19 protein-coding genes are annotated in these 21,573 nt (G+C 74.0%); 10 read left to right on the forward strand and 9 right to left on the reverse strand.

What is annotated here, in order from left to right; all coding sequences use genetic code 11:
• Positions 1–48: 48 nt before the first annotated feature.
• A complete protein-coding gene (locus CP980_RS26065) occupies positions 49–531 on the reverse strand; it encodes a ribonuclease FAU-1 family protein (RefSeq protein ID WP_132760467.1) in 483 nt (160 codons plus the stop codon).
• The gene (locus tag CP980_RS26070; protein ID WP_132760466.1) at positions 528–1,472 is read right to left on the reverse strand and encodes a GNAT family N-acetyltransferase; all 945 of its coding nucleotides are present in this window, start codon (positions 1,470–1,472) and stop codon (positions 528–530) included. The genes CP980_RS26065 and CP980_RS26070 overlap by 4 nt, the downstream gene beginning before the upstream one ends.
• Positions 1,473–1,524: 52 nt before the next feature.
• Here CP980_RS26070 and CP980_RS26075 point away from each other — a divergent pair, with 52 nt between their 5' ends.
• Entirely contained in the window at positions 1,525–1,929 is a 405-nt protein-coding gene (locus CP980_RS26075; RefSeq protein ID WP_132760465.1) for a GntR family transcriptional regulator, read from the forward strand.
• Positions 1,930–1,940: 11 nt separating this feature from the next.
• Here CP980_RS26075 and CP980_RS26080 read toward each other — a convergent pair whose 3' ends face one another.
• Positions 1,941–2,483 (reverse strand): heme-binding beta-barrel domain-containing protein, encoded by a 543-nt coding sequence (locus CP980_RS26080; RefSeq protein ID WP_132760464.1) that lies wholly within the window; start codon positions 2,481–2,483, stop codon positions 1,941–1,943.
• Between the two features lie 118 nt (positions 2,484–2,601).
• Complete coding sequence (locus tag CP980_RS26085) at positions 2,602–3,702, reverse strand: DUF5925 domain-containing protein (protein WP_373312935.1); 1,101 nt, start codon at positions 3,700–3,702, stop codon at positions 2,602–2,604.
• Positions 3,703–3,933: 231 nt separating this feature from the next.
• Here CP980_RS26085 and CP980_RS26090 point away from each other — a divergent pair, with 231 nt between their 5' ends.
• A complete protein-coding gene (locus CP980_RS26090; RefSeq protein WP_132760527.1) occupies positions 3,934–4,737 on the forward strand; it encodes an SGNH/GDSL hydrolase family protein in 804 nt (267 codons plus the stop codon).
• A 55-nt stretch (positions 4,738–4,792) separates the two neighbouring features.
• On the opposite strand, the gene CP980_RS26095 is transcribed toward CP980_RS26090, so the two are convergent.
• Positions 4,793–6,571 (reverse strand): serine/threonine-protein kinase, encoded by a 1,779-nt coding sequence (locus CP980_RS26095; RefSeq protein ID WP_150530360.1) that lies wholly within the window; start codon positions 6,569–6,571, stop codon positions 4,793–4,795.
• A gap of 336 nt (positions 6,572–6,907) precedes the next feature.
• Here CP980_RS26095 and CP980_RS26100 point away from each other — a divergent pair, with 336 nt between their 5' ends.
• The gene (locus tag CP980_RS26100; protein WP_030870537.1) at positions 6,908–7,177 is read left to right on the forward strand and encodes a hypothetical protein; all 270 of its coding nucleotides are present in this window, start codon (positions 6,908–6,910) and stop codon (positions 7,175–7,177) included.
• Between the two features lie 35 nt (positions 7,178–7,212).
• Here the strand turns inward: CP980_RS26100 and CP980_RS26105 are convergent, their stop codons facing one another.
• Together CP980_RS26105 and CP980_RS26110 are read right to left on the reverse strand one after the other, a co-directional pair.
• A complete protein-coding gene (locus tag CP980_RS26105; RefSeq protein WP_229907180.1) occupies positions 7,213–8,463 on the reverse strand; it encodes a CaiB/BaiF CoA transferase family protein in 1,251 nt (416 codons plus the stop codon).
• Positions 8,464–8,521: 58 nt separating this feature from the next.
• Positions 8,522–9,649 (reverse strand): type ISP restriction/modification enzyme, encoded by a 1,128-nt coding sequence (locus CP980_RS26110; RefSeq protein ID WP_167535969.1) that lies wholly within the window; start codon positions 9,647–9,649, stop codon positions 8,522–8,524.
• Positions 9,650–9,830: 181 nt separating this feature from the next.
• On the opposite strand from CP980_RS26110, the gene CP980_RS35270 reads away from it, so the two are divergent.
• Positions 9,831–9,992, forward strand: coding sequence for a hypothetical protein (locus CP980_RS35270; protein ID WP_165937435.1), 162 nt, complete (start codon positions 9,831–9,833; stop codon positions 9,990–9,992).
• 29 nt (positions 9,993–10,021) lie between these two features.
• Here CP980_RS35270 and CP980_RS26115 read toward each other — a convergent pair whose 3' ends face one another.
• Positions 10,022–10,771, reverse strand: a complete 750-nt coding sequence (locus CP980_RS26115) for a GntR family transcriptional regulator (RefSeq protein WP_123515205.1) — start codon at positions 10,769–10,771, stop codon at positions 10,022–10,024.
• 116 nt (positions 10,772–10,887) lie between these two features.
• Positions 10,888–12,210, reverse strand: a complete 1,323-nt coding sequence (gene hmgA / locus CP980_RS26120) for a homogentisate 1,2-dioxygenase (RefSeq protein ID WP_150529206.1) — start codon at positions 12,208–12,210, stop codon at positions 10,888–10,890.
• Positions 12,211–12,383: 173 nt separating this feature from the next.
• Between hmgA and CP980_RS26125 the strand changes: the two genes are divergently transcribed.
• The 6 genes from CP980_RS26125 to CP980_RS26150 all read left to right on the forward strand — a co-directional run bounded on the left by CP980_RS26125 (position 12,384) and on the right by CP980_RS26150 (position 21,517).
• Positions 12,384–14,486 (forward strand): right-handed parallel beta-helix repeat-containing protein, encoded by a 2,103-nt coding sequence (locus CP980_RS26125; RefSeq protein ID WP_150529207.1) that lies wholly within the window; start codon positions 12,384–12,386, stop codon positions 14,484–14,486.
• On the forward strand, positions 14,483–15,439 hold the full coding sequence (locus CP980_RS26130) for a cupredoxin domain-containing protein (RefSeq protein WP_229907179.1): 957 nt from the start codon (positions 14,483–14,485) through the stop codon (positions 15,437–15,439). Before CP980_RS26125 ends, CP980_RS26130 begins: the two co-directional genes overlap by 4 nt.
• 76 nt (positions 15,440–15,515) lie before the next feature.
• Complete coding sequence (locus tag CP980_RS26135) at positions 15,516–16,826, forward strand: hypothetical protein (RefSeq protein ID WP_150529208.1); 1,311 nt, start codon at positions 15,516–15,518, stop codon at positions 16,824–16,826.
• A 35-nt stretch (positions 16,827–16,861) separates the two neighbouring features.
• A complete protein-coding gene (locus tag CP980_RS26140; protein ID WP_150529209.1) occupies positions 16,862–17,482 on the forward strand; it encodes a TetR/AcrR family transcriptional regulator in 621 nt (206 codons plus the stop codon).
• Between the two features lie 155 nt (positions 17,483–17,637).
• Positions 17,638–19,941 carry a molybdopterin-dependent oxidoreductase gene (locus CP980_RS26145; RefSeq protein WP_150529210.1) on the forward strand — a complete coding sequence of 768 codons (2,304 nt, stop codon included), beginning with the start codon at positions 17,638–17,640 and terminating at the stop codon, positions 19,939–19,941.
• Positions 19,942–20,014: 73 nt separating this feature from the next.
• The gene (locus CP980_RS26150; protein ID WP_150529211.1) at positions 20,015–21,517 is read left to right on the forward strand and encodes a CitMHS family transporter; all 1,503 of its coding nucleotides are present in this window, start codon (positions 20,015–20,017) and stop codon (positions 21,515–21,517) included.
• Positions 21,518–21,573: the final 56 nt, after the last annotated feature.

Raw genomic sequence — 21,573 nt, forward strand, 5'->3', positions numbered from 1 at the left:
CGGGGAACAGAAGGCGAGCCACAGGGCCCCGGGCGTGGTGGGTACGGGTCAGGCCAGGAGGGCGGGGAGGCCTTCCGGGGCGTGGGCCTGGGCGGCGAGGGCGTCGAGGGCGCGGACGGCTTCGGCCGCCGCGTCCGGGTCGCTCCGCGCGAGGCCGCTCGCGGCGAACTCGTCCTCGTCCAGCCGCAGGACGGACTCCCCGTCCGCCGAGACCCACAGGTCCAGGTCCAGGTCCTCCACGAGGACCTCGCCGCCGCGCACCACCGCCGGCCGCGTGATGTCGCAGTACCAGCCCTTGAGGACGCCCTCGCCGGTCCGGACCTCCTTGATCGCGTACCACCGGGTCCGCCAGAAGTGCTCGGTGAACACGTCGCCCGGCTCGAAGCGCACGAAGCCGAAGTCCCGTACGCCGTCCGCCGCCCAGGGCGCCCGTACGCAGATCCGGTCGCCCGTGTCGGCGACCAGGGCGGCGGGGTAGCGGATCTTGGTGCGACCCGCCTTGGTGAGGGTGACGGTGAGCTCGTCGGTCATGTCCCGTTCTCCTGCTTCTTGGTGAAGCGCGTCTCGGTCGCGCAGATCTCGTACCCGAACCACTCGTTGACGGCGAGCATCGGCCCGTTGCCCGCGTCGTTGCCCGTGAAGGCCTCCGTGAAGCCGGCGGCGCGGGCCCGGCGCAGCGAGTCCGTCTTCGCGAGCTTGGCCAGGCCGCGGCCTCGGAAGGCGCGCAGGGTTCCGGTCATCGCCGAGCCGTACCGGGTGGCGCCGTCGGTCCGGGCCGCGCAGAACGCGGCCACGACCCCGTCGACCAGTACGACTCTGGTCAGCTCGCGGTCGAGCGTCGGCTCGTTCCAGACGCTGCTCAGCCAGTCCTCGTAGTCGTCCAGCAGCACCGGTACGTCGCCCGGCTCGTCCGCCGACACCGCCGCGTCGGCCTCGAACAGCGGGCGCGGGTCGGCGGCGAACGCCGAGGCCGGGCGCAGCTCGACCCCGGCGGGCAGGACGGCCGGGAGCTCCGGCAGCGGGCCCGCGGCCAGGTCCAGCCGCAGGAAGTGCGCGGAGCGCGAGGGGCGGTAGCCGTGCCGCTCGGCGAAGGCGCGATGGGCCGGCTCGTCGAGGACCCATGCGTACGTCTCCACCGCGCCCTCGGCGGCCAGGTACCCCTCGGCCGCGCGCAGCAGGGCGGACCCCGCGCCGAGGCCGCGGTGCGCGGGATGGACGTAGGTGTTGACGAAGGACTGGCCGGGCTCCGGGCTCTGGTACGCGAGACCGAGCTCGGCGGTGCCCACGACGAGGCCCTCCCCGGTTTCGGCGACGAGGACGCGGTACCGCTTGCCGGGGTGCGCGGTGGTCAGCTCGTAGGCCAGGCCGGCCGGGGTGGTGATCATGAAGGGCAGCGCGGCGCGGCGCACCCGTACGACGGACTCCGTGCCCGAGGGGTCGTCCGGGCGGAGCTCGCGGATCTTTACGGTCATGGTCGGACCGTAGGCGCGGGGGTGGGGCGGACGCCTCCGAATTTCCCGGCGGATGGGGGAGAATCGCCGGGTGACCTCGACGAACCTGAAGATCCGGATCGACGGCGCGGCCGGAGCCCCGGCCCCGTACGAACAGCTGCGCGCCCAGATCGCGCAGGCGGCGCGGTCGGGGGAGCTGCCGATCGGGTACAAGCTGCCGACGGTGCGCGGGCTCGCCGAGGAGCTGGGGCTGGCGGCGAACACGGTCGCGAAGGCCTACCGGGCCCTGGAGGGCGACGGGGTGATCGAGACCCGCGGCCGGAACGGGACCTTCGTCGCGGCGGCCGGCGACGGGGCCGCCCGCGAGGCGGCCTCCGCCGCACAGGCGTACGCGGAGCGCGCGAAGAGGCTGGGCCTGAGCTTCGACGAGGCGACGGCGGCCGCCCTCGACGCCCTGCGCGCCCGCTACGGCAACTGACCGGCCGGGGCTCAGCCCTTGTGGGGGGCCAGCCGCGCCCGGAGGTGGTGGGTGAGGGGCTGTCCCATCGCCGCCATGTCCTGTTCGACGGTCAGCTCCCCGCCGCCGAAGGCGTACCGGCGCCGCATGGCGGTGACCTCCTTGGCCTTGGGAGTGCGCGCCACGGTCTCGGTGGAGATCTCGATCTCCGTCCCGGACACCCGGCCGGTGTACGTCTCCACGATGCCGGTCGGATGCGCGAGGACGACCTCCAGCGAGGCGTCGGGCAGCACCCGCCACCATCCGGACTCCCGCCCCGAGGGCCGCAGCGCCGTGCCGGCCTCGTCGATCAGCCAGGCCCGCGACTCGTAGCGCAGGAACGGCCGGCCGTCGTGGCTGAAGGTGATCTCCTGCGCGTACCGGAAGCCCTCCTCCAGGGTCGGGTATTCACCGCGGCCGCTGCCGTGCCAGCGCCCGAGGAGGGCCAGTACGGGCCGCAGCTGCGGATGCGGTTCGGGGCCCTCGCCGAGGACGTGGCTGTCGGGGTACGGATTCTCCTGCGCCGGCTCCGGCACGTGCACTCTCCTGCTCGGTGGGTGTCCCCGGCGGCCGTGGCCGGGTCCGCCGCCCATTGTCTTCGGCGCGCGGGCGCCGCCCGTGCGCGCCCCGCCCGCGAGGGCGCCCGGGGGTCGCTCAGAGGTACAGGCCCGGCTCCGCGCCCTGCTGTCCCTGCGGCGGCAGCAGCGAGGCGGGTCCGGCCCCCCGCCGCAGCGCGAACAGTTCGGCCAGCGTGGCCCCCTCGCGCGAGACCCCTTCGTCCGTGCCCAGCCAGTCCACGGCCTCGCCGTGCGTCAGCCGGCCGACCTCGATGCGGGCCAGGCAGCGGCCCGGCCGGACCACTGCCGGGTGGAGCCGTTCCAGGTCCTCGTTGGTGGTGACCCCGACCAGGACGTTGCGGCCCTGGCCCAGCAGACCGTCCGTCAGGTTCAGCAGCCGCGACAGCGCCTGGCCGGCGGTGTGCCGGGCCTCGCCGCGGATCAGCTCGTCGCAGTCCTCCAGGAGCAGCAGCCGCCAGCGGCCCTTGGCCGTGCCCTCGTCCTCGCCGATCGCGATGTCCATCAGGTAGCCCACGTCGTTGAACAGCCGCTCCGGGTCCAGGACGCAGTCCACCTGGCACCAGTCGCGCCACGACCGGGCCAGCGTCCGCAGCGCGGAGGTCTTGCCCGTGCCCGGCGGTCCGTGCAGCAGGAGCAGCCGGCCCGCGATGTCGTCGGGGGTCACCTTCATCAGCCGGTCCATCGCCCCGGCCACCGGCGCCGTGTAGTTGGGCCGCACCTCGGCCCAGGTGCCGGCCGCGATCTGACGGGTCGTACGGTACGGGCCGCGGCGCGGGGAGACGTACCAGAAGCCCATGGTGACGTTCTCGGGCTGCGGTTCGGGCTCGTCCTGCACGCCCTCCGTGGCCTCGCCGAGCACGCTGGAGGCGAGTTCGTCGCTGACCGCCGTCACCGTCACGTCCGCGCCGCGGCTCCAGCGGGAGACGAGCATCGTCCAGCCCTCGCCCTCGGCGAGCGTGGCGCTGCGGTCGGAGTCGCGTGCGGAGCGCAGCACCGTGGCCTCGGGCGGCAGGAGGGTCGCCTCCGCCTTCACCCGCTCGATCGTGACGCTGTGCGAGTACGGCTGCTCGCCGGACGCGAACCGGCCGAGGAACAGCGCGTCCACGACGTCGGACGGCGAATCGCTGTCGTCGACGTTGAGCCGGATCGGCAGCGCGTCATGCGGGTTGGCTGGCATGGCGCCCATGATCCGGCACGAAGTGGCCCCGTGCACCCGTGTTTCGCCGGATCGGGTGCGCGGGTTCCCTCTTCAAACGCACCGGTGGTGAAGGTTCGGGGCGCAACTCCGCGCCGAAAATTCTTGGCATGAACACTTCCGGCCATGCCCGGCTCCCAGTACCACGGACTCAGGAGTAACTCCTGAGTAACCCCCGCGTACCTCCCCCCACAAGGAGCCGCACACATGAGCATGAAGACGTCGCGCTTCGCCGCCCTGACCTCCTCCCTGTTACTCGCCGCGGGCGCCGCCCTGTTCGGCGCGGGACAGGCGGCCGCCGCCTCGGCCGACTTCGGCTACGTCGCCCTCGGCGACTCGTACTCCTCCGGCGTCGGCGCCGGCAACTACGACAGCGGGAGCGGCAACTGCAAGCGCACCACCCGCGCCTACCCCGCCCTGTGGGCCGCCGCCCACGCCCCGCAGACCTTCTCCTTCGCCGCCTGCTCGGGCGCCCGTACGGGTGACGTCCTCTCCGGCCAGCTCTCCCCGCTGAACTCCGGAACCGACCTGGTCAGCATCACCATCGGCGGCAACGACGCCGGATTCTCCGACGTCATGACGACCTGTGTGCTCCAGTCCGAGTCCACCTGTGTCAGCCGCGTCAACCAGGCAAAGGCGTACGTGGACTCCACCCTCCCCGGCCAGCTCGACCAGGTCTACGACGCCATCCACGGCCGGGCGCCCGGTGCCCACGTCGTCGTCCTCGGCTATCCCCGCTTCTACAAGCTGAACGGAACCTGCGTCACCGGGCTCACGGAAGGCGAACGCTCCGCCATCAACGGCGCCGCCGACTACCTGAACGCCGCCATCGCCAAACGCGCCGCCGACCACGGGTTCACCTTCGCCTCGGTCGCCGGCGCCTTCACCGGCCACGAGATCTGCTCCGGCGACGCGTGGCTGCACAGCGTCAACTGGCTCAACATCGGCGAGTCGTACCACCCCACCGCCGCCGGACAGTCCGGCGGCTACCTGCCCGTGTTCACCAACGCGGCCTGACAGGTCCGCGTGCGGCCGCACGAACGGCGGCCGCCCGCGGACGGGGGGCGCGCGGTCACGAGGCGGCGGTCTCCTGGCCGGCCGCCGCCTCCGGCGCCGTACCCGGGTCCGTCGCCTGCGGCGACTGCGGGCCGGCTGGCACCGGCCCCGCCGTCACCGGGGCCGCGGTACCGCTCGCACCGGGGGAGGGGGAGGCGCCGGCCGGCGGGGTCTCCCCCTCGCCACCCCCGTCCTCGCAGGTCACGGAGAACTCCACCCACTCCGAGGCCGAAGGCTCGGCGCCCCGCAACTCCAGCCGGATCGCGTCGGTGAAGGTCGCGCTCGGGTAGTACGTGAGCTCGGTGTGGTCCAGCTGCCGGCTCCGGGAGCCCCCCTCCTCGTACATGACGGACTGCCAGCCGGAGCCGGAGGTGACCCCGCTGCGCGTCGCCCAGCGGTACTCCAGCACGGCGGGCGCACGGTCCGTCTCGACCGTCGCCGTGAAGGCCGGCGCCCGGTCCTCGGGCGGCGGGCACGTCCCGCGGTAGTCGTCCCGTACGGCGCGCACCGCCACGGCGAACCGCGGCGCGGGCGTGGCCGACGGCGAAGCGGAGGGCGAGGCCGAGGGGGAGGGGGACGCGGACGGCGAACGCGACCGCGACGCGGAGGCGCTCTCGGACGCGGCCGACGAGGCGGTGGCCGGCGCGGTGGTGCCGGTGCCCCCGGTCCCGCCCGACTCCTCGCGGTCCTTGAGCAGCAGCCACCCGAGGAAGACGATCGCCAGCAGCAGGATCACGATCCCGGCGGCCAGCACCGCCCCGGCCGCACCCCCGCGCGCCGGCGCCCCGCCGCCGGGCCCGGTCCCGCCGGTCCCGGTCGCGGCGGGCGCCGCAGAAGGCGGGGGCACCGGCATGGGCATCGGCGGGGTCGGCCCGTCCTCGCGGCCGCCGTCCCGGTGGTGGGCCGTGGCCGTCGGGGAGTCCGGGCCCGACACCGCGCCGCCGGAGCCCCGCAGGAGCCCGCCCGTCCCGACGATCCGCAGCATCCGGGCCGCCTCCGTCGCGGACAGCCGCTCCGCCGGGTCCTTGCGCAGCAGCCCCTCCAGTACGGGCGTCAGCGGGCCGGCCCGGTGCGGCGGCGGCAGTTCGTCGTCCACCACCGCCCGCAGCGTGGACAGCGGGGTGTCGTGCCGGAACGGCGTGACCCCCTCGACGGCGGCGTACAGCATCACCCCGAGCGACCACAGGTCCGACTCGGGCCCCGGCTCGCGCCCGAGCGCCCGCTCCGGGGCGAGGTACTCGGGGGAGCCCACCACCTCGCCCGTCATCGTGATCGCGGAGGAGCCCTCCAGGCTGGCGATCCCGAAGTCGCTCAGCACCACCCGGCCGTCATTGGCGATCAGCACGTTGGCGGGCTTGACGTCCCGGTGCAGCACCCCGGCCTCGTGCGCGGAGCGCAGCGCGGCCAGCACCTGCTCCCCGAAGTGCGCGGCCCGCTGCGGGGTGAGGGGCCCGTCGGCCTCCAGCACGTCGGCCAGCGAGAGTCCGCGCACCAGCTCCATCACGATCCAGGGCCGGCCGTCCTCGGTGGCCACGTCGTAGACCGTGACGACCCCGCGGTGCGAGACGCGGGCGGCCGCCCAGGCCTCCCGTTCGAGCCGCCGGTACATGCGTCCGATCGCGGCATGGTCCAGTCCGGCCGGGGCCCGCACCTCTTTGACGGCCACCTCGCGGCCCAGCACCTCGTCGCGGGCCCGCCACACGACGCCCATGCCGCCGCGGCCCAGCTGGTCGAGCAGCAGGTAGCGGCCCGCGATGACACGGCCCGGGGCGGATTCCCCGCCCGGTTCACCCATGTAGTCACTCACGCGAGCCCCCAGCGTGTCCGTGTGTCGGCGGGCGGTCACTCCAAGTTAGCGCAGTGCGCGCCCCGTGGCCCGGGTCCGCGCGGCGACGCGCGCGCGGGCCCGTCGCAGGGGTGGTGCGCAGCCGTGTCGGGGGCGGCGACGGACCCGCGCGGCCCCCGCGAGCCCCCGCCCCCTTGCGGAGAGTGACGGGTGACTCCGCTGAGTAACCGTCAACTCCCCATCGCCATAGGGGTAATTCACACCACCGGGATACCCGAGCACGACGCGGGGGCGATAGGGTTACCCTGCCCGGGCCGGGTGCCCTCGTACGGGTGGGGAGAGATCATGGAACAGATAGCAATGCGCAGCAGGCCGCCTCGCGTGCCTGCCATCACCTGCGGCAGCAGTGCGACCAGTTCGCGCCTCGACCGCCACCTCGCCGTGCTGGGCGGACCCGCCGTCCCTCACCGCGAGGTCGCCGAGGCGACGCTGCTGATGCGCGAACTGACGTCCCGCGACCACACGCACCGCCTGCGGAGCCGGAGCGCGCGCGTCTCGCTCTTCGCGCCGCTGCGCCGCCTGCGTCGCACGCTCTTCGGCAGCCGCCGTTCGTAACAACGTCCCCGACCCTCATTGGTTTCGCCCCGGCCCTACGCAACCACACCATCCCGGCGCAGTGTCGTGATCTGCGCGTCCGTCATCCCCAGGGCGCGCAGCAGGGGCCCGGTGTGTTCGCCGAGCGCGGGCACCGCACCCATGTGCGGTGCCTCGCCTCCCGGCAGTCCGATCGGCGGCAGCAGCGCCCGCAGCGGACCCGCCGGTGATCCCACCTCCCGCCAGCGATCCCGCGCGGCGAGCTGGGGGTGCTGCGCCAGCTGTGCCACGGAGTTCAGCCGCGCGCAGGCGATGCCCGCCGCCTCAAGACGCCCGATCGCCTCGTCCGCGCCCAGCCCGGCCAGCGCCTCGGCCACCACCGCGTCCGTCTTCTCCCGGCCCCGGGTGCGCGCCGCATTCGTCGCGTACGCCGGATCCTCGGCCAACTCCGGCCGCTCCAGCACCTGTTCCGCCAGCCGCCGCCACTCGCGGTCGTTCTGCACCGACAGCAGCACCCGGTCCCCGTCCGCCGTCGGGTAGGCGTCGTACGGGGCGATGACGGCGTGCGCGAGTCCCGTCCGTACCGGCTGCTCCCCGCCGTGCATCGTGTGGTGCAGGGGATGCCCCATCCACTCGGCCAGCGCGTCGAGCATCGAGACCTCGACCGGGCCCCCGCGCCCGGTGGTCCCGCGGCGCAGCAGGGCCGCGAGGACCCCGGAGAAGGCGTACATGGCCGCCGCGATGTCCGCGGCCGGGACGCCCGCCTTGACGGGCCGCTCCGGGGTGCCGGTCACCGAGACCAGCCCCGCCTCGCACTGCACGAGCATGTCGTAGGCGCGTTTGTGGGCGTACGGGCCCTCGGCGCCGTATCCGGAGACGTCGACGGCGACCAGGCGCGGGTACCGCGCGCACAGCGCGGCCGCGTCGAGCCCGAGCCGGGCGGCGGCGCCCTGGGCGAGGTTCTGGACGAACACGTCGGCGCCGTCGAGCAGCCCGTGCAGGACCTCCAGACCACGCGGGTCCTTCAGGTCGAGCGCGATCGACTCCTTGCCGCGGTTGGCCCAGACGAAATGCGAGGCCAGTCCGTGCGCGGCCGTGTCGTAGGCGCGTGCGAAATCGCCGCCGTCGGGGCGCTCGACCTTGATCACCCGGGCGCCGAGGTCGGCGAGCTGCCGGGTGGCGAAGGGGGCCGAGACGGCCTGTTCGACGGCGACGACGGTCACGCCGTCGAGGGGGAGCGGTTCCACGGGGCGCGCGGGGGCCACGGGGTCCCCGTGCGCGCGGTGGGCGGGCGAGTCGGCAGTCATGGGGCCTGCCTACCTGCTCGCACCCCGGTCTGTCACCACACCCTCGGGCCGGAATCCGTCACAGCAGCGCGAACTGGCCGCCCGGGCCCTCCTCGTGGTGGTCCAGTACGGAGGCCGGGCGGCGGGACCAGCGCGGCGGCGGCAGTACCCCGGCCGCCGCCAGCTCGGCGGCCGGCAGCGCCGGCCCGGGTTCGAACGCAGCCCGTTCCGGGGCCAGATCGGCCAGCAGCGCCAGGGTGGTCACCAGCGCCAGCAGCTCCGAGGTCCAGGCCTGCGGCCACTCGGCGGGCCCGAGCGCCTCCAGCCCGTCGGCCTCCGGGTCCCGGTGGGCGGTGCGGGAGGCGAACCAGGCCTCCAGCACCCGGATGCCGCCCTGGACCTCGAACTCCCAGGCGCCCGCCGGCACGGGGGAGACCGTCCCGGCCCCCAGGCTCAGGGTCTCGGTCTCCGGGTCGTACGCGAGCCCCTGCGGCCAGGCCTGGACCGCCGAGCGGACGTACGGGCGCCGCCCGCCCGGCAGCCGCGGCGGCTCGCCGCCGGGACCGCCGCGCAGCTGGACGGTGAGCAGCCGGTGCCCCAGCTCCACCCCGGCCCGCCAGCGGCCGGGGTCCCCGGTGAGCGGGACCTCGTACCCCCGGGGGCCGGGGCGGCCCGCCGCGAGGATCCAGCACAGTACGTCCTGCGGGGTCACCCAGCCGCCGTAGCGCTCGCCCAGCAGTGGCAGCAGGCCCGGCGCGAGATTGGGCTCGGCCGCGCCGGGGCGCCGGTGCAGGGGGCGGATCCGGCCCAGGCGGCCGGCGGGCAGATGGGCGGTGACCAGCAGTTCCGGGGTCTCGACGGCGAAGAGCTGGTGCTCGTCCAGGACCCGCCACAACTCCGGGCGGGCCAGGTCGATGAGCCGCTGGTCGGGCAGCAGCCACTGCTCGTCGAAGGGATCGCGCAGCACCCGTACGGGCTCCGGGCAGGGGCCCGGGGCATCGGCGAAGCGGGCGGTCGACGGGGAGCGCTGCCCGGGCAGCGCGGCCGCGCCGGTGGTGGGCGTACGGCTCCTGGTCGGGCGGAACAGCTGGTCCCGCTCGGCGGCTTCGGCGCCGGTCAGGGCCGCCCAGCGGGCGCGCAGCGCCGCCGGGTCGGGGGCCGCCACCCAGGCCCGGCCCAGGCGCAGGCCGCCCACGGCCCAGGGCATCAGATCGTCCAGCAGCGGTACGTCTTCGCTCACCCGGCAGATGGTAGCGACGGGAGGCTGCGGGCGGGGGCACGGGCGGGGCGCGGGCGCGGGGCGTGGCCGGGCTGGGCGGGGGCCGAAGAGCTACGCTCCCTATATGGGGGAATGTACCGGTACATCGATCGATGGCGAAGAGGCGGACATGAGTCATTACGACGAATACACGACTCCCTCGCAGGCCGAGGGCGAGCGGCTCGACGAGGACATGGACGAGAAGGAGAAGACGCAGCACCACCCCGCGACGACGCGGACCACCCCGTCGCAGGCGGAGGGCGAGCGCGGTACGGACGACGAAGGTAAGTAGTCCCTCCTGGGTCCTGGGTGTGGCAGCCGTCAGGTGGCGTCGAGCGTCACCGTGAACGAGAACCGGTCGCCGCGGTACCGGATCCGCGCCACGTCCACGACCCGCCCGTCCTCGTCGTACGTCACGCCCGTGCACAGCAGGATCGGGCTGAGCAGCGGTACCTGGAGCAGCTCGGCCGTCTCCGGGTCGGCGAGCCGCGCCTCCACCGTGTCCGTGATCCGGCTGATCCGCACGCCCACCACGTCGCGCAGCACCTTGGTCATCGGCCAGCGCGCCAGATCGGCCAGGTCCACGCCCTCGGCGAGCTCGGGGCGGACCGCGTTCTCCGCCCAGTTGGTCGGCTCGCCGCTCTCCCCGTCGTGGCGCAGCCGGCGGTACGTGACCACCTCGGCCGTGTCGGGGAAGTGCTCCAGCAGCTCCCCGGACACGGCCGTCCGCGCGCGGCCGAGAACCGTCGTGCGGTCGCCCGACTGCTGCGCCACGATCGCGTCGACCGAGCCCAGCAGCCGTACCGGCGCCCCACGCCGCGCACCCGGCTCGATGAACGTGCCGCGCCGCCGGTGGCGGCTGATCAGCCCCTCGCCCTCCAGCTCCTTGAGCGCCTGGCGCATGGTCAGCACGCTCACCCCGTAGTGCTCGGCGAGCTGCTCCTCGGTCGGCAGGCGCAGCGAGGCGTCCGGGGCGCGCCCCAGTATCGAGGCGCGCAGCGACTGCGACACCTGGTACCAGAGCGGCAGCTTCCGGTTGAGCACGAGCGAGTCGGGGGCGAAGGCGGTCACGGGTGGTTCTCCGTACGGACGGGGCGTGGGGGTGCGTGGCGCGGGCTCCGGGCTCCGGGGGTCCGCAGATCCGTGGGCCTGTGGGTCCGGGGATCCGGGGTCCGCGCCTTGCGATATTAGGCGCGGAAGTGGCGCTGGAGCCCCTGCCAGACGTCGTCGTATCCGCGCTGGAGGTGGTCGGCGCCGGCCGCCTGGGGGGTGGTGGTGATCGGCCAGCGCGTCTCGAACATGAAGGCCAGGCCGTCGTCGATCTTCTGCGGCTTCAGTTCGGCGGCGCTCGCCCTGTCGAAGGTCTCGCGGTCCGGCCCGTGCGCGGACATCATGTTGTGCAGCGAGCCGCCGCCCGGGACGAAGCCTTCCGCCTTGGCGTCGTAGGCGCCCTCGATCAGGCCCATGTACTCGCTCATGACGTTCCGGTGGAAGTACGGCGGGCGGAAGGTGTCCTCGCCGACCAGCCAGCGCGGGGCGAAGACGACGAAGTCCACGCCCGCCAGCCCCGGGGTGTCGGAGGGCGAGGTCAGCACGGTGAAGATCGACGGGTCGGGGTGGTCGTAGCTGATGGACCCGATGACGTTGAAGCGGCGCAGGTCGTACACGTACGGGGTGTGCGTGCCGTACCAGGCGACCACGTCCAGCGGGGAGTGGTCGTAGGTGGCGGACCAGAGGTTGCCGCAGAACTTGTTGACGACCTCGGTCGGGCGCTCGACGTCCTCGTACGCGGCCACCGGGGCCCGGAAGTCGCGCGCGGCGGCGAGGCCGTTGGCGCCGATCGGGCCGAGGTCGGGCAGCTCGAAGGGGCGGCCGTAGTTCTCGCAGACGTACCCGCGGGCGTCCTCGTCCAGGAGCTCCACGCGGAAGCGCACGCCGCGCGGGATCAGGGCCACCTCGCCGGGGCCGGCGCTGAGCAGGCCGAGCTCGGTGCGCAGCAGCAGGCCGCCGCGCTCGGGGACGATGAGCAGCTCGCCGTCGGAGTCGCTGAACACCCGGTCGGTCATGGAGGCGTTGGCGTGGTAGAGGTGGATGGCCATGCCGGTGCGCTGGCCGGCGTCGCCGTTGCCGCCCAGGGTCCACAGCCCCGCGAGGAAGTCGGTGCCGGGGGCCGCGTCGGGCAGCGGGTTCCAGCGGAGCCGATTGGGGTCCGCCGGGGCCTTGGTGAAGGGCGCGGTGCGCAGGGCGCCGTTGTCGGTGCGGGTGAAGGGCGGGTGGGCCGCGGAGGGGCGGATCCGGTAGAGCCAGGAGCGGCGGTTGTGGCCCCGGGGCTCGGTGAAGGCGCTACCGCTGAGCTGCTCGGCGTACAGGCCGAGGGGGGCGCGCTGGGGCGAGTTGCGGCCGGGCGGCAGGGCGCCGGGGACGGCCTCCGAGCTGTGCTCGTTGCCGAAGCCGGTGAGGTACTCCAGTGCCTCTGCCGTCTTCCTCGCCTGCTCGGCCTGCTCGCTCATGGGTGCTCCCGCTCTGTGACGGACGGACGGTCCAATTAATCCTATGGTCGACAGTAGGATTCCCTGGCCCACCCGTCAATGGCACCTCGATTCCGCACCGCGGATTCCGCCCCCTCGATTTCGCGCTGCCGCGGGGGCTCCAAAAAGATGAACATTGCTCTACTCTCACGCCCATGTCGTGGACCCGCAGGTTCCCTGCCGTGCCGGCGGCGCTCCTCGCCGCCCTCCTCGCGCTGCTGTCCCTCTTCGCCGCAGCGCCCGCCGCCCGCGCGCACGAGGAGCGTCCCGTGACCCTGCCGGACGGCTCCGGATCCGTACCGCGGTACCGCGAGGCCGAGCCCGACCTGCTGGTCTGCAAGACCGACCGGCCCGCCTTCGAGCGCCGGATATCCGCCTTCCCGGAGGAGCTCAGGCAGCGCAACCTCGCCCTGTACGAGCGGTGCGAGAAGGGCGGCTACCGGCACCTCCAGGAAGCCGTGGACGCCGTGGACCGGCCCGGGATGAACATCGCGATCCTCCCCGGCCTGTACGAGGAGGAGCCCTCACTGCCGAAGCCGGCGGGGGAGTGCGCCGCGCTGAAGGCCCCCAACTCCGCGCTCGGCTACCAGATCCTGTCGTACGAGCAGCAGGTGCGGTGCCGGCACAACCAGAACCTCGTCGCGATCCTCGGCAAGACGGACCTCCAGATCGAGGGCACCGGCGCGAGCCGCCAGGACGTGGTCATCGACGCCAAGTACCAGAAGCTGAACGCCATCCGCGCCGACCAGTCGAACGGCATCTACTTCCGTAACTTCACCGCGCAGCGGACCACCTTCAACTCGCTGTACGTGCTGGCCGGCGACGGGTTCGTCATCGACGACGTCCTGACCAGGTGGAACGACGAGTACGGCTTCCTGACCTTCGCCAGCGACCACGGGCTGTACAAGAACTGCGAGTCGTACGGGAACGGCGACTCCGGCATCTACCCCGGCAGCGCCTCGAACATCAACGACGGGCGGGGCTACGAGGTCCCGCGCTACTCGATCGAGATCACCGGCTGCCACAGCCACCACAACATGGTGGGCTACTCCGGGACCGCCGGGGACTCCGTCTGGGTCCACGACAACGAGTTCGACGCGAACATGGGCGGCGCCTCGATGGACAGCGCCTTCCCCGGGCACCCCGGACTCCCGCAGAACCACGCCAAGTTCGAGCGGAACCTGATCCACGACAACAACGCCGACTACTACGGGTACGTCGCGGACGGCACCTGCGCCAAGCCGCCGATCGAGCGCGGCTACGAGCAGGGGGTGGTCTGCCCGCAGATCTCCATGCCGCCGGGCACGGGGATCATCACGGCGGGCGGCAACTGGAACGTGTACGAGAACAACTGGGTGTACGGGCACCGGCGCGCGGGCTTCTTCCTCTCGGCGGTCCCGGCATTCATCCGGGGCGAGGAGGAATGGTCGAAGCAGACGGACACCTCCCACCACAACCGTTACGCCGCCAACGTCCTCGGCAAGGACAGGTCCGGGGCGTCCCGCCCCAACGGGATGGACGTGTGGTGGGACGGGCAGGGCCGGGGGAACTGCTGGCAGCCCGGACCGGACGGCTCCACCCCGGGCACGCTCCCGCACTGCGGCGACCGCCGCGGCGAGGTGTCCGGCGCCTCCTGGCGGCTGGTGGGCGAACCGGTGAAACTCGCCCAGCTCCTGGTCTGCGCCGACTACAGCGTCCAGGCGCGCAAGCTGCCGGCGGGCTGCGACTGGTACGGGGCGCGCGGCCCGGAGCGGGTGGAGACGCAGATCGCGCTGGCGGTGGCGGCGGTGCTGCTGCTGGTCGGCGGGGTGCTGTGGTGGCGCCGGCTGCGCGGGTCCCGCCTGGGCACGACGGCCTCGCTGCTGGGCCTTGCCGGGCTGGCCCTGGACGTGGCCGGCTCCACGACTCCCCTGGTGGGCACCGCCGTGCCGGCCCTGGCGCTGCTCCTGCTGGGCCTGTGGTGGACGGGCGTGGGCCTCGCCCTCAGGCCCACCCGCCCCTGGCCGGCACGGCTGACCCTGCTCCTGGCGGCCCTCACCCTCCTCGACGCCTTCGACAAGGCCGTCCTGATGATCCCCTGGATCCCGCTGAGCCCGGCCTGGGTCCGCACCCCGGTGGCCGTGGTCTGGGTGCTGTGGGCCGTCGTCGCCTCGGCCCGCCCCACCGCCGCGGGCGGCGACCCCGAGGGGGACCGCGCACCGGCGCCGCCGCCCCCGCCCCCGGCCCTGCACACCGCGGCCACCCCGGACCCGGCATGAACCCCCACGCCCCCGGCCGCGCCGGGAACCGTGCCCGCCACGGCGGCGCGGGTGTGCCGCCCCGCACGGCCCGCGGCCGGGGCCGGGGCCGGGGCCGGTCCACCCGTACCGCGGCGCTGCTCACGGTCGCACTCCTGCTCGTCGGCGGCGCGGCCGCGGGCTGCGGCGGCCGGGCCACCACCCACCACAAACCCGGCACCGGCCACGAGCAGGCCACCGGCAGCGCCGGTACCCTGCTCGACGCCCAGGACCCCACCGGCCACCGGCTCCGCGAGGTCCCGGCCGCGGGCGCGCCGCAGGTGCGGCTCGCAGCCCGCCCCGACTCCGAGGACGGCTGGAACCTCCAGCTGACGGTGGAGAACTTCCGCTTCACCCCCGACAGCACCGGCGGCGCCGCCCTCCCGGGCGCCGGCCACGCGCACCTGGAGCTCGACGGCCGCAAACTGGCCCGGTTGTACGGCCCCTGGTTCCACCTCCCGGCGGCCCAGGTGCCCGAGGGCGCGCACACCCTGACCGTCCGCCTCTACGCCGACGACCACACGGCCTGGACCGTCGCCGGAAAGGCGGTCGAGGGCACGCTCCAGCTCACCGCCACCGCCGCCGCCCCCGGCCAAGGGGGCCACAGCCACACCCCGCCCACGGCACCCCCGTCACCCCCGTCGGCGCCGGCGTCACCGTCGGAGGCGTCCGCCGACCGCACGGTCACCCTCACCGTCCGGGACGGCAAGGTCACCCCCGCCCCCGGCCGCACCGAGCTGCGGCGCGGGGAGCGCGTCGCCCTGCGCGTCACCAGCGACCGCGCGGACACCCTGCACGTCCACGGCTACGACAAGGAACTCGCCCTGTCGGCGGGCCAGGAGGCCACCCTGGTCCTGACGGCCGACCGCACGGGCCTGTTCGAGGTGGAGACCCACGAGTCCCACCTCGTCCTGACCCAACTCCTCGTCCGATGACCCGGCCCGGGCCGCAGTGACCCCGCACGCACCGGAACGCGCTCTCGTCGCGGGCAGTGGCGGCGGGGGCCGGGGCGTGGTCCCTGGTCCGGCCGATCCGCTCACCACGCTCGCGCACGGGATCGGGTCCCGGCACGATCTGCCGATCTCTCCCTTCTACGCCTTCGCCGGTGCCTTCGCCGCACTGTTCGTCTCCTTCCTCGCGCTCGGCCTCCTCTGGTCCTCCTCCCGCTTCCGCGGCGACCGCTCGGGCCTCGCCCTGCCCGCCGGCCTGGAGCGGGTGGCCGACGCGCCGGCCACCCGTACCGCCCTGCGCGGACTCGGCCTCGCCGCCGCCCTCGCCGTCCTGCTCCACCTCCTCCTCGGCCCCGACGATCCCGCGCGCAACCCCGCCCCGGGCGCCGTCTACGTCCTCCTCTGGGTCGGCCTCGTCCCCGCCTCCCTCCTCCTCGGCCCCGTCTGGCGCCTGCTCAACCCGCTCCGCACCCTGTACCGCCTCTCCCGCCGGCTGCCCCGCGCCCACCGGCGGCGCCACACACCCGCCCCCCTCCCCGCCCGGCTCGGCCAATGGCCCGCCGCCGCCGGACTGTTCGCCTTCACCTGGCTAGAACTCGCCGCTCCGGATCCCGCATCCACCACCACCCTCCTGATCGCCCTCGCCCTCTACACCGCCGTCCACCTCGCGCTCGCCGCCCGCTTCGGCGAGCGCTGGTTCGCCGACGGCGACGCCTTCGAGGCGTACTCCGCCCTCCTGGCCCGGCTCTCCCCCCTCGGCCGCCGAGGCGACGGCCGCCTGGTCCTGCGCAACCCCTTCCACGGACTCGACGCGACGCCCGAGCGTCCCGGACTCGTCGCCACCGTCTGCGTCCTGCTCGGCTCCACCGCCTACGACGGCTACTCCGACGACCCCTCGTGGATCAACGCCCTCCAGGCCTCCCCCCTCGGCCGCACCCCCACGGCCACCCTCGGACTGCTCGCCGCCATCGCCCTCGTCGCCACCCTGTACTGCCTCTGCGCGGCGGCCACCCGCCTCGTCTGCGGCCCGCACCCCGGCCCGCTGACCGCCTTCGCGCACTCACTCGTGCCGATCGCGCTCGGCTATCTCGTCGCCCATTACTTCTCCCTCCTCGTCACCGAAGGACCACGCACGGTAACCATCGCACTCGGCACTGACAACGCCCCCGAACCCTTGTCGCCACTGGGTCCCGGCGCCCTCGCCGCCCTCCAGGTCATCGCCGTCGTCACCGGCCACGTACTCGGTGTGATCGCCGCCCACGACCGCTCCGTACGCCTCTTCCCGCCGGCCCGGGCCGTCGCCGGCCAGCTGCCGCTGCTCGCGCTCATGATCACTTACACGATCGGGGGCATCGGCCTCCTGCTGAACTGAGACCCCTGCTGAACCGAGGAGCCAGGAGCGGCATGATGGACCCCGTGCCCCCCGCCCACCCCCTGCGCCGGACGCCGGTCCAGCAGCGCAGCGCCGACCGGCTCGCCCGGATCCTCGACGCCTGCGCCGAACTCCTGGACGAGACCGGGTACGAGAACCTCAGCACCCGGACCGTCGCCCTGCGCGCCGGCGTGCCCATCGGCTCGGTCTACCGCTTCTTCGGCAACAAGCGGGCCATGTCCATCGCCCTCGCCCACCGCAACCTGGACCGGTACACCGACGCCATCGCGGAGCGCCTCGACACGCTCCCGGCCGGCGACTGGCGGCCGGTCGTGGACGCGGTGCTCGACGAATACCTGGTCATGAAGCGCACCGTCCCCGGTTTCGCGTTCGTCGACTTCGGGGTACCCGCCCCGCCCGCCGAGGGCCCGGCCGCCGACCCCAACGGGCTGGTCGCCGTACGCCTCACCGAACTGCTCGGCTCGCACCTCGGCCTGACCCCGGACCCGGCCATGGAACGGGCGGTCCTGGTGGCGGTCGAGGCCACGGACGCGCTCACGAAGCTGGCCTTCCGCACCGACCCCGAAGGCGACCCCGCCATCGTGGCCGAGATCCGGGCCATGATGCACGCCTACCTGGCCCGCGTACTGGACTGACCCGCGTACGGGACTGACCCGCGCGGAGCCGAGGCGGCGGCTCCGCCGCGCCCGCCCCAGGACTCCGCCGCAGCACCCTCCCTCGCGTGCCAACCGGTCGGTATGCTCGGCTCACCCGCGTGTCCGTGTCGCGTCCTGCCGCCCCTGGAGGGCCCATGCCCCGCACAGCCCTGCGCATCTGCCCGCTCTGCGAAGCCACCTGCGGCCTCACCCTCACCATCGAGGGCGCCACCGTCACCGGCGCCCGCGGGGACCGCGAAGACGTCTTCAGCCGCGGCTTCATCTGCCCCAAGGGCGCGGCCTTCGGCGCGCTCGACGCCGACCCCGACCGCCTGCGCGCCCCCCTCGTCCGCCGCGACGGCCGGCTCCAGGAGGCGACGTGGGAGGAGGCGTACGAGGCCATCGCGGAGCGGGTCCCGGCCCTCGTGCGCACGTACGGGGCCCAGTCCGTCGGCGTCGTCCTCGGCAACCCGAACGTGCACACCATGGCGGGCAACCTGTACCCGTCGCTGCTGCTCAGAGCGCTCGGCACCCGCAACTTCTTCACCGCCAGCACCCTCGACCAGATGCCCAAGCACGTTTCCAGCGGACTCCTCTTCGGCGACCCGTTCGCCATCCCGGTCCCCGACCTCGACCGGACCGACTTCCTCCTGATCCTCGGCGCCAACCCGGTCGAGTCCAACGGCTCCCTGTGCACCGCCCCCGACTTCCCCGGCCGGCTCAAGGCGCTGCGCGCCCGCGGCGGCACCCTGGTCGTCGTCGACCCGCGCCGCACCCGCACCGCCAAGCTGGCCGACCTCCACCTCGCGCCGCGCCCCGGCAGCGACGCCCTGCTGCTGGCGGCCCTCGCGCACACCCTGCTCGCGGAGGGGCTCGCCGCCCCCGGCGCCCTGCGGGAACGGACCGAGGGACTCGGGGAACTCGCCGACGCCCTCGCGCGTTTCACTCCCGAGGCCGTCGCCCCCGCCTGCGACCTCACGGCCGCCGAGATCCGCGCCCTCGCCCGCGCCCTCGCGGCCGCGCCCACCGCCGCGGTCTACGGGCGGATCGGCAGCTGCACCGTCGAGTACGGCACGCTGGCCAGCTGGCTGGTCGACGTACTGAACATCCTCACCGGCAACCTCGACCGGCCGGGGGGAGTCCTCTTCCCGCTCCCGGCCGCCGGTCCGCGGCCGCGCCCCGCCGGGCCGGGCAAGGGCTTCACCCTGGGCCGCTGGCTCAGCCGGGTCAGCGGCCACCCCGAGGCCAAGAGCGAACTGCCCATCGCGGCCCTGGCCGAGGAGATCGAGACACCGGGGGAGGGGCGGATCCGGGCCCTGATCGCCATCGCCGCCAACCCGGTGCTGTCCGCCCCCGACGGGCGGCGCCTCGACGCGGCCCTGGCCGGGCTCGACTTCATGGTCAGCGTCGACCCGTACCTCAACGAGACCTCCCGCCACGCCCACGTCGTGCTGCCCCCGCCGCCGCCCTCGCAGAGCGCGCACCACGACTTCGCCTTCAACGGGTTCGCCATCCGCAACCAGGTGCGCTACAGCCGGCCCGCCGTCCCGCTCGAAGCGGACCGGCTCGACGAGTGCGAGATCCACGCGCGCCTGGTCCTGGCCGTCTCCGGCCGGCACGGCTCCGCCTCGCCCGCCGACGTCGACGAGATGGTCATCCAGGGCGCCCTCGCCAAGGAGACCGCCGACCCGCGCTCCCCGCTGCACGGGCAGGACCCGCAGCACCTGGCCGCCCTGCTCACCGGGGAGAACGGCCCCGAGCGCAGGCTCGACCTGATGCTCCGACTCGGCCCGTACGGAGACCGGTTCGCCTCCGGCCGCACTCCCGGGGCGGCACCGGGTGCGGGCGAAGACGCGGTCGCGAGCGCGACCGGGGGCAGGGGTGAGGACGGGGGCGAGGGGCTCACCCTGGAGCGGCTGCTCGCGCACCCGCACGGCATCGACCTCGGCCCGCTGCGGCCCCGGCTCCCGGGCGTGCTGAGGACGCGCAGCGGCAGGATCGAGCTGCTCCCGGACCCGATCACGGCCGAGCTCCCCAGGCTGCGCGCGGCGCTCGCCGACCGCCCCGCCACCCTGGTGCTCGTGGGCCGCCGTCATCTGCGGTCCAACAACAGCTGGTTGCACAACGTCCCGGCCCTCACCGGAGGTTCCAACCGCTGCACCCTCCAGGTGAACCCCGAGGACGCCGGCCGACTCGGTCTCACCGAGGGCGGCCTGGCCAGGATCACCGCGGACGGCGGCAGCCTGGAGGTCCCCGTCGAGGTCACCGACACCGTCCGCACCGGCGTCGTCAGCCTCCCGCACGGCTGGGGCCACGACCGGGACGGGGCCCGGCTCTCCGTCGCCTCCGCCGCGCCCGGAGCCAACGTCAACCAGCTCCTCGACGGCTCCCGGCTCGACCCGCTGTCCGGTACCGCGGTGCTCAACGGCTTCCCCGTCGAACTGACACCCCTGCCCTGAGCTGGGGTTTTGCTCGTATTGCTCACGCCCTGACGTCTTGTTGACGCGACTGGGGGGCACCTACGTTCCCTGCATGCTGACCTTCCTCGGCTTCGCCATGATCGCCACCTTCCTGGTGCTGATCATGATGAAGAAAATGTCGCCCATCGCGGCGCTCGTCCTCATTCCCGCGCTGTTCTGCGTGTTCGCAGGAAAGGGCGCCCACCTCGGCGACTACGTCATCGACGGCGTCGGCAAACTCGCGCCGACCGCCGCCATGCTGATGTTCGCCATCGTCTACTTCGGCGTGATGATCGACGTCGGTCTGTTCGACCCGATCGTGCGCGGCATCCTGCGCTTCTGCAAGGCGGACCCGGTACGGGTCGTCGTCGGCACCGCGGTCCTCGCCGCGATCGTCTCGCTCGACGGCGACGGCTCGACCACCTTCATGATCACGGTCTCGGCCATGTATCCGCTCTACAAGCGGCTCGGCCTCAGCCTCGTGGTCATGACGGGCGTCGCCGCCACCGCCAACGGCGTCATGAACACCCTGCCCTGGGGCGGCCCCACGGCCCGCGCCGCCACGGCCCTCAAGGTCGACGCCTCCGACATCTTCGTGCCGATGATCCCGGCCCTCGCGGTCGGCCTGCTGTTCGTGTTCGGCCTCGCGTACGTCCTCGGCCTCAAGGAGCGCGGCCGGATCGGCACGCTGGTCATGCCCGGCGATGACGCGGACCGGCCGGCCGAGGAGGCGGTGGAGCCCGCCGAAGAGCGTCTGCTGGTCGCCACCGCCACCGCCACCGCGACCGCCACCGGGTCCGCCACCGCCGCCGGGACCGGACCCGGCTCCCGTACGGGCGGCGGGTCCGGCTCCGGCGCGTCGGATCCCGCCTCCGACCCCGCCTCCGACCCCGCCTGCGACCCCGCCTCCGCCCCGTCCCCGTACGAGGGCGGCTTCCAGGGCCTCGACCCCCGCCGCGCGACGCTGCGCCCGCGCCTCTACTGGTTCAACGCCGGCCTCACCGTCGCCCTCCTCGCCGCGATGATCACGGAACTGCTGCCCATTCCCGTGCTCTTCCTCCTCGGCGCCGCCCTCGCCCTCACCGTCAACTTCCCGCACATGCCGGACCAGAAGGCCCGGATCGCCGCCCACGCCGACAACGTCCTGAACGTCGCCGGCATGGTCTTCGCCGCGGCCGTCTTCACCGGCGTCCTCAGCGGCACCGGCATGGTCAAGCACATGGCCGACTGGCTCGTCGGCGTCGTCCCGGAAGGCATGGGCCCGCACATGGCCCTGGTCACCGGCCTGCTCAGCCTGCCGCTCACCTACTTCATGTCCAACGACGGCTTCTACTTCGGCGTCCTGCCGGTCCTGGCCGAGGCCGGCGCCGCCCACGGGGTCTCCCCGCTCGAAATCGCCCGCGCCGCCCTGGTCGGCCAGGCCCTGCACATGTCCAGCCCGCTCGTTCCCGCCGTCTACGTGCTCGTCGGCATGGCCAAGGTCGAGTTCGGCGACCACACCCGCTTCACCGTGAAATGGGCGGCGCTCACCTCCCTCGTCGTCCTCGGGGCAGGGATGCTTTTCGGCATCATCTGAGCCCGCGACCCCTGGCGGGCCGAAAACTACCGCCGGTAGTTTGTAGGGTGGTCGAA

Source organism: Streptomyces vinaceus, from assembly GCF_008704935.1.
Taxonomy (GTDB): Bacteria; Actinomycetota; Actinomycetes; order Streptomycetales; family Streptomycetaceae; genus Streptomyces; species Streptomyces vinaceus.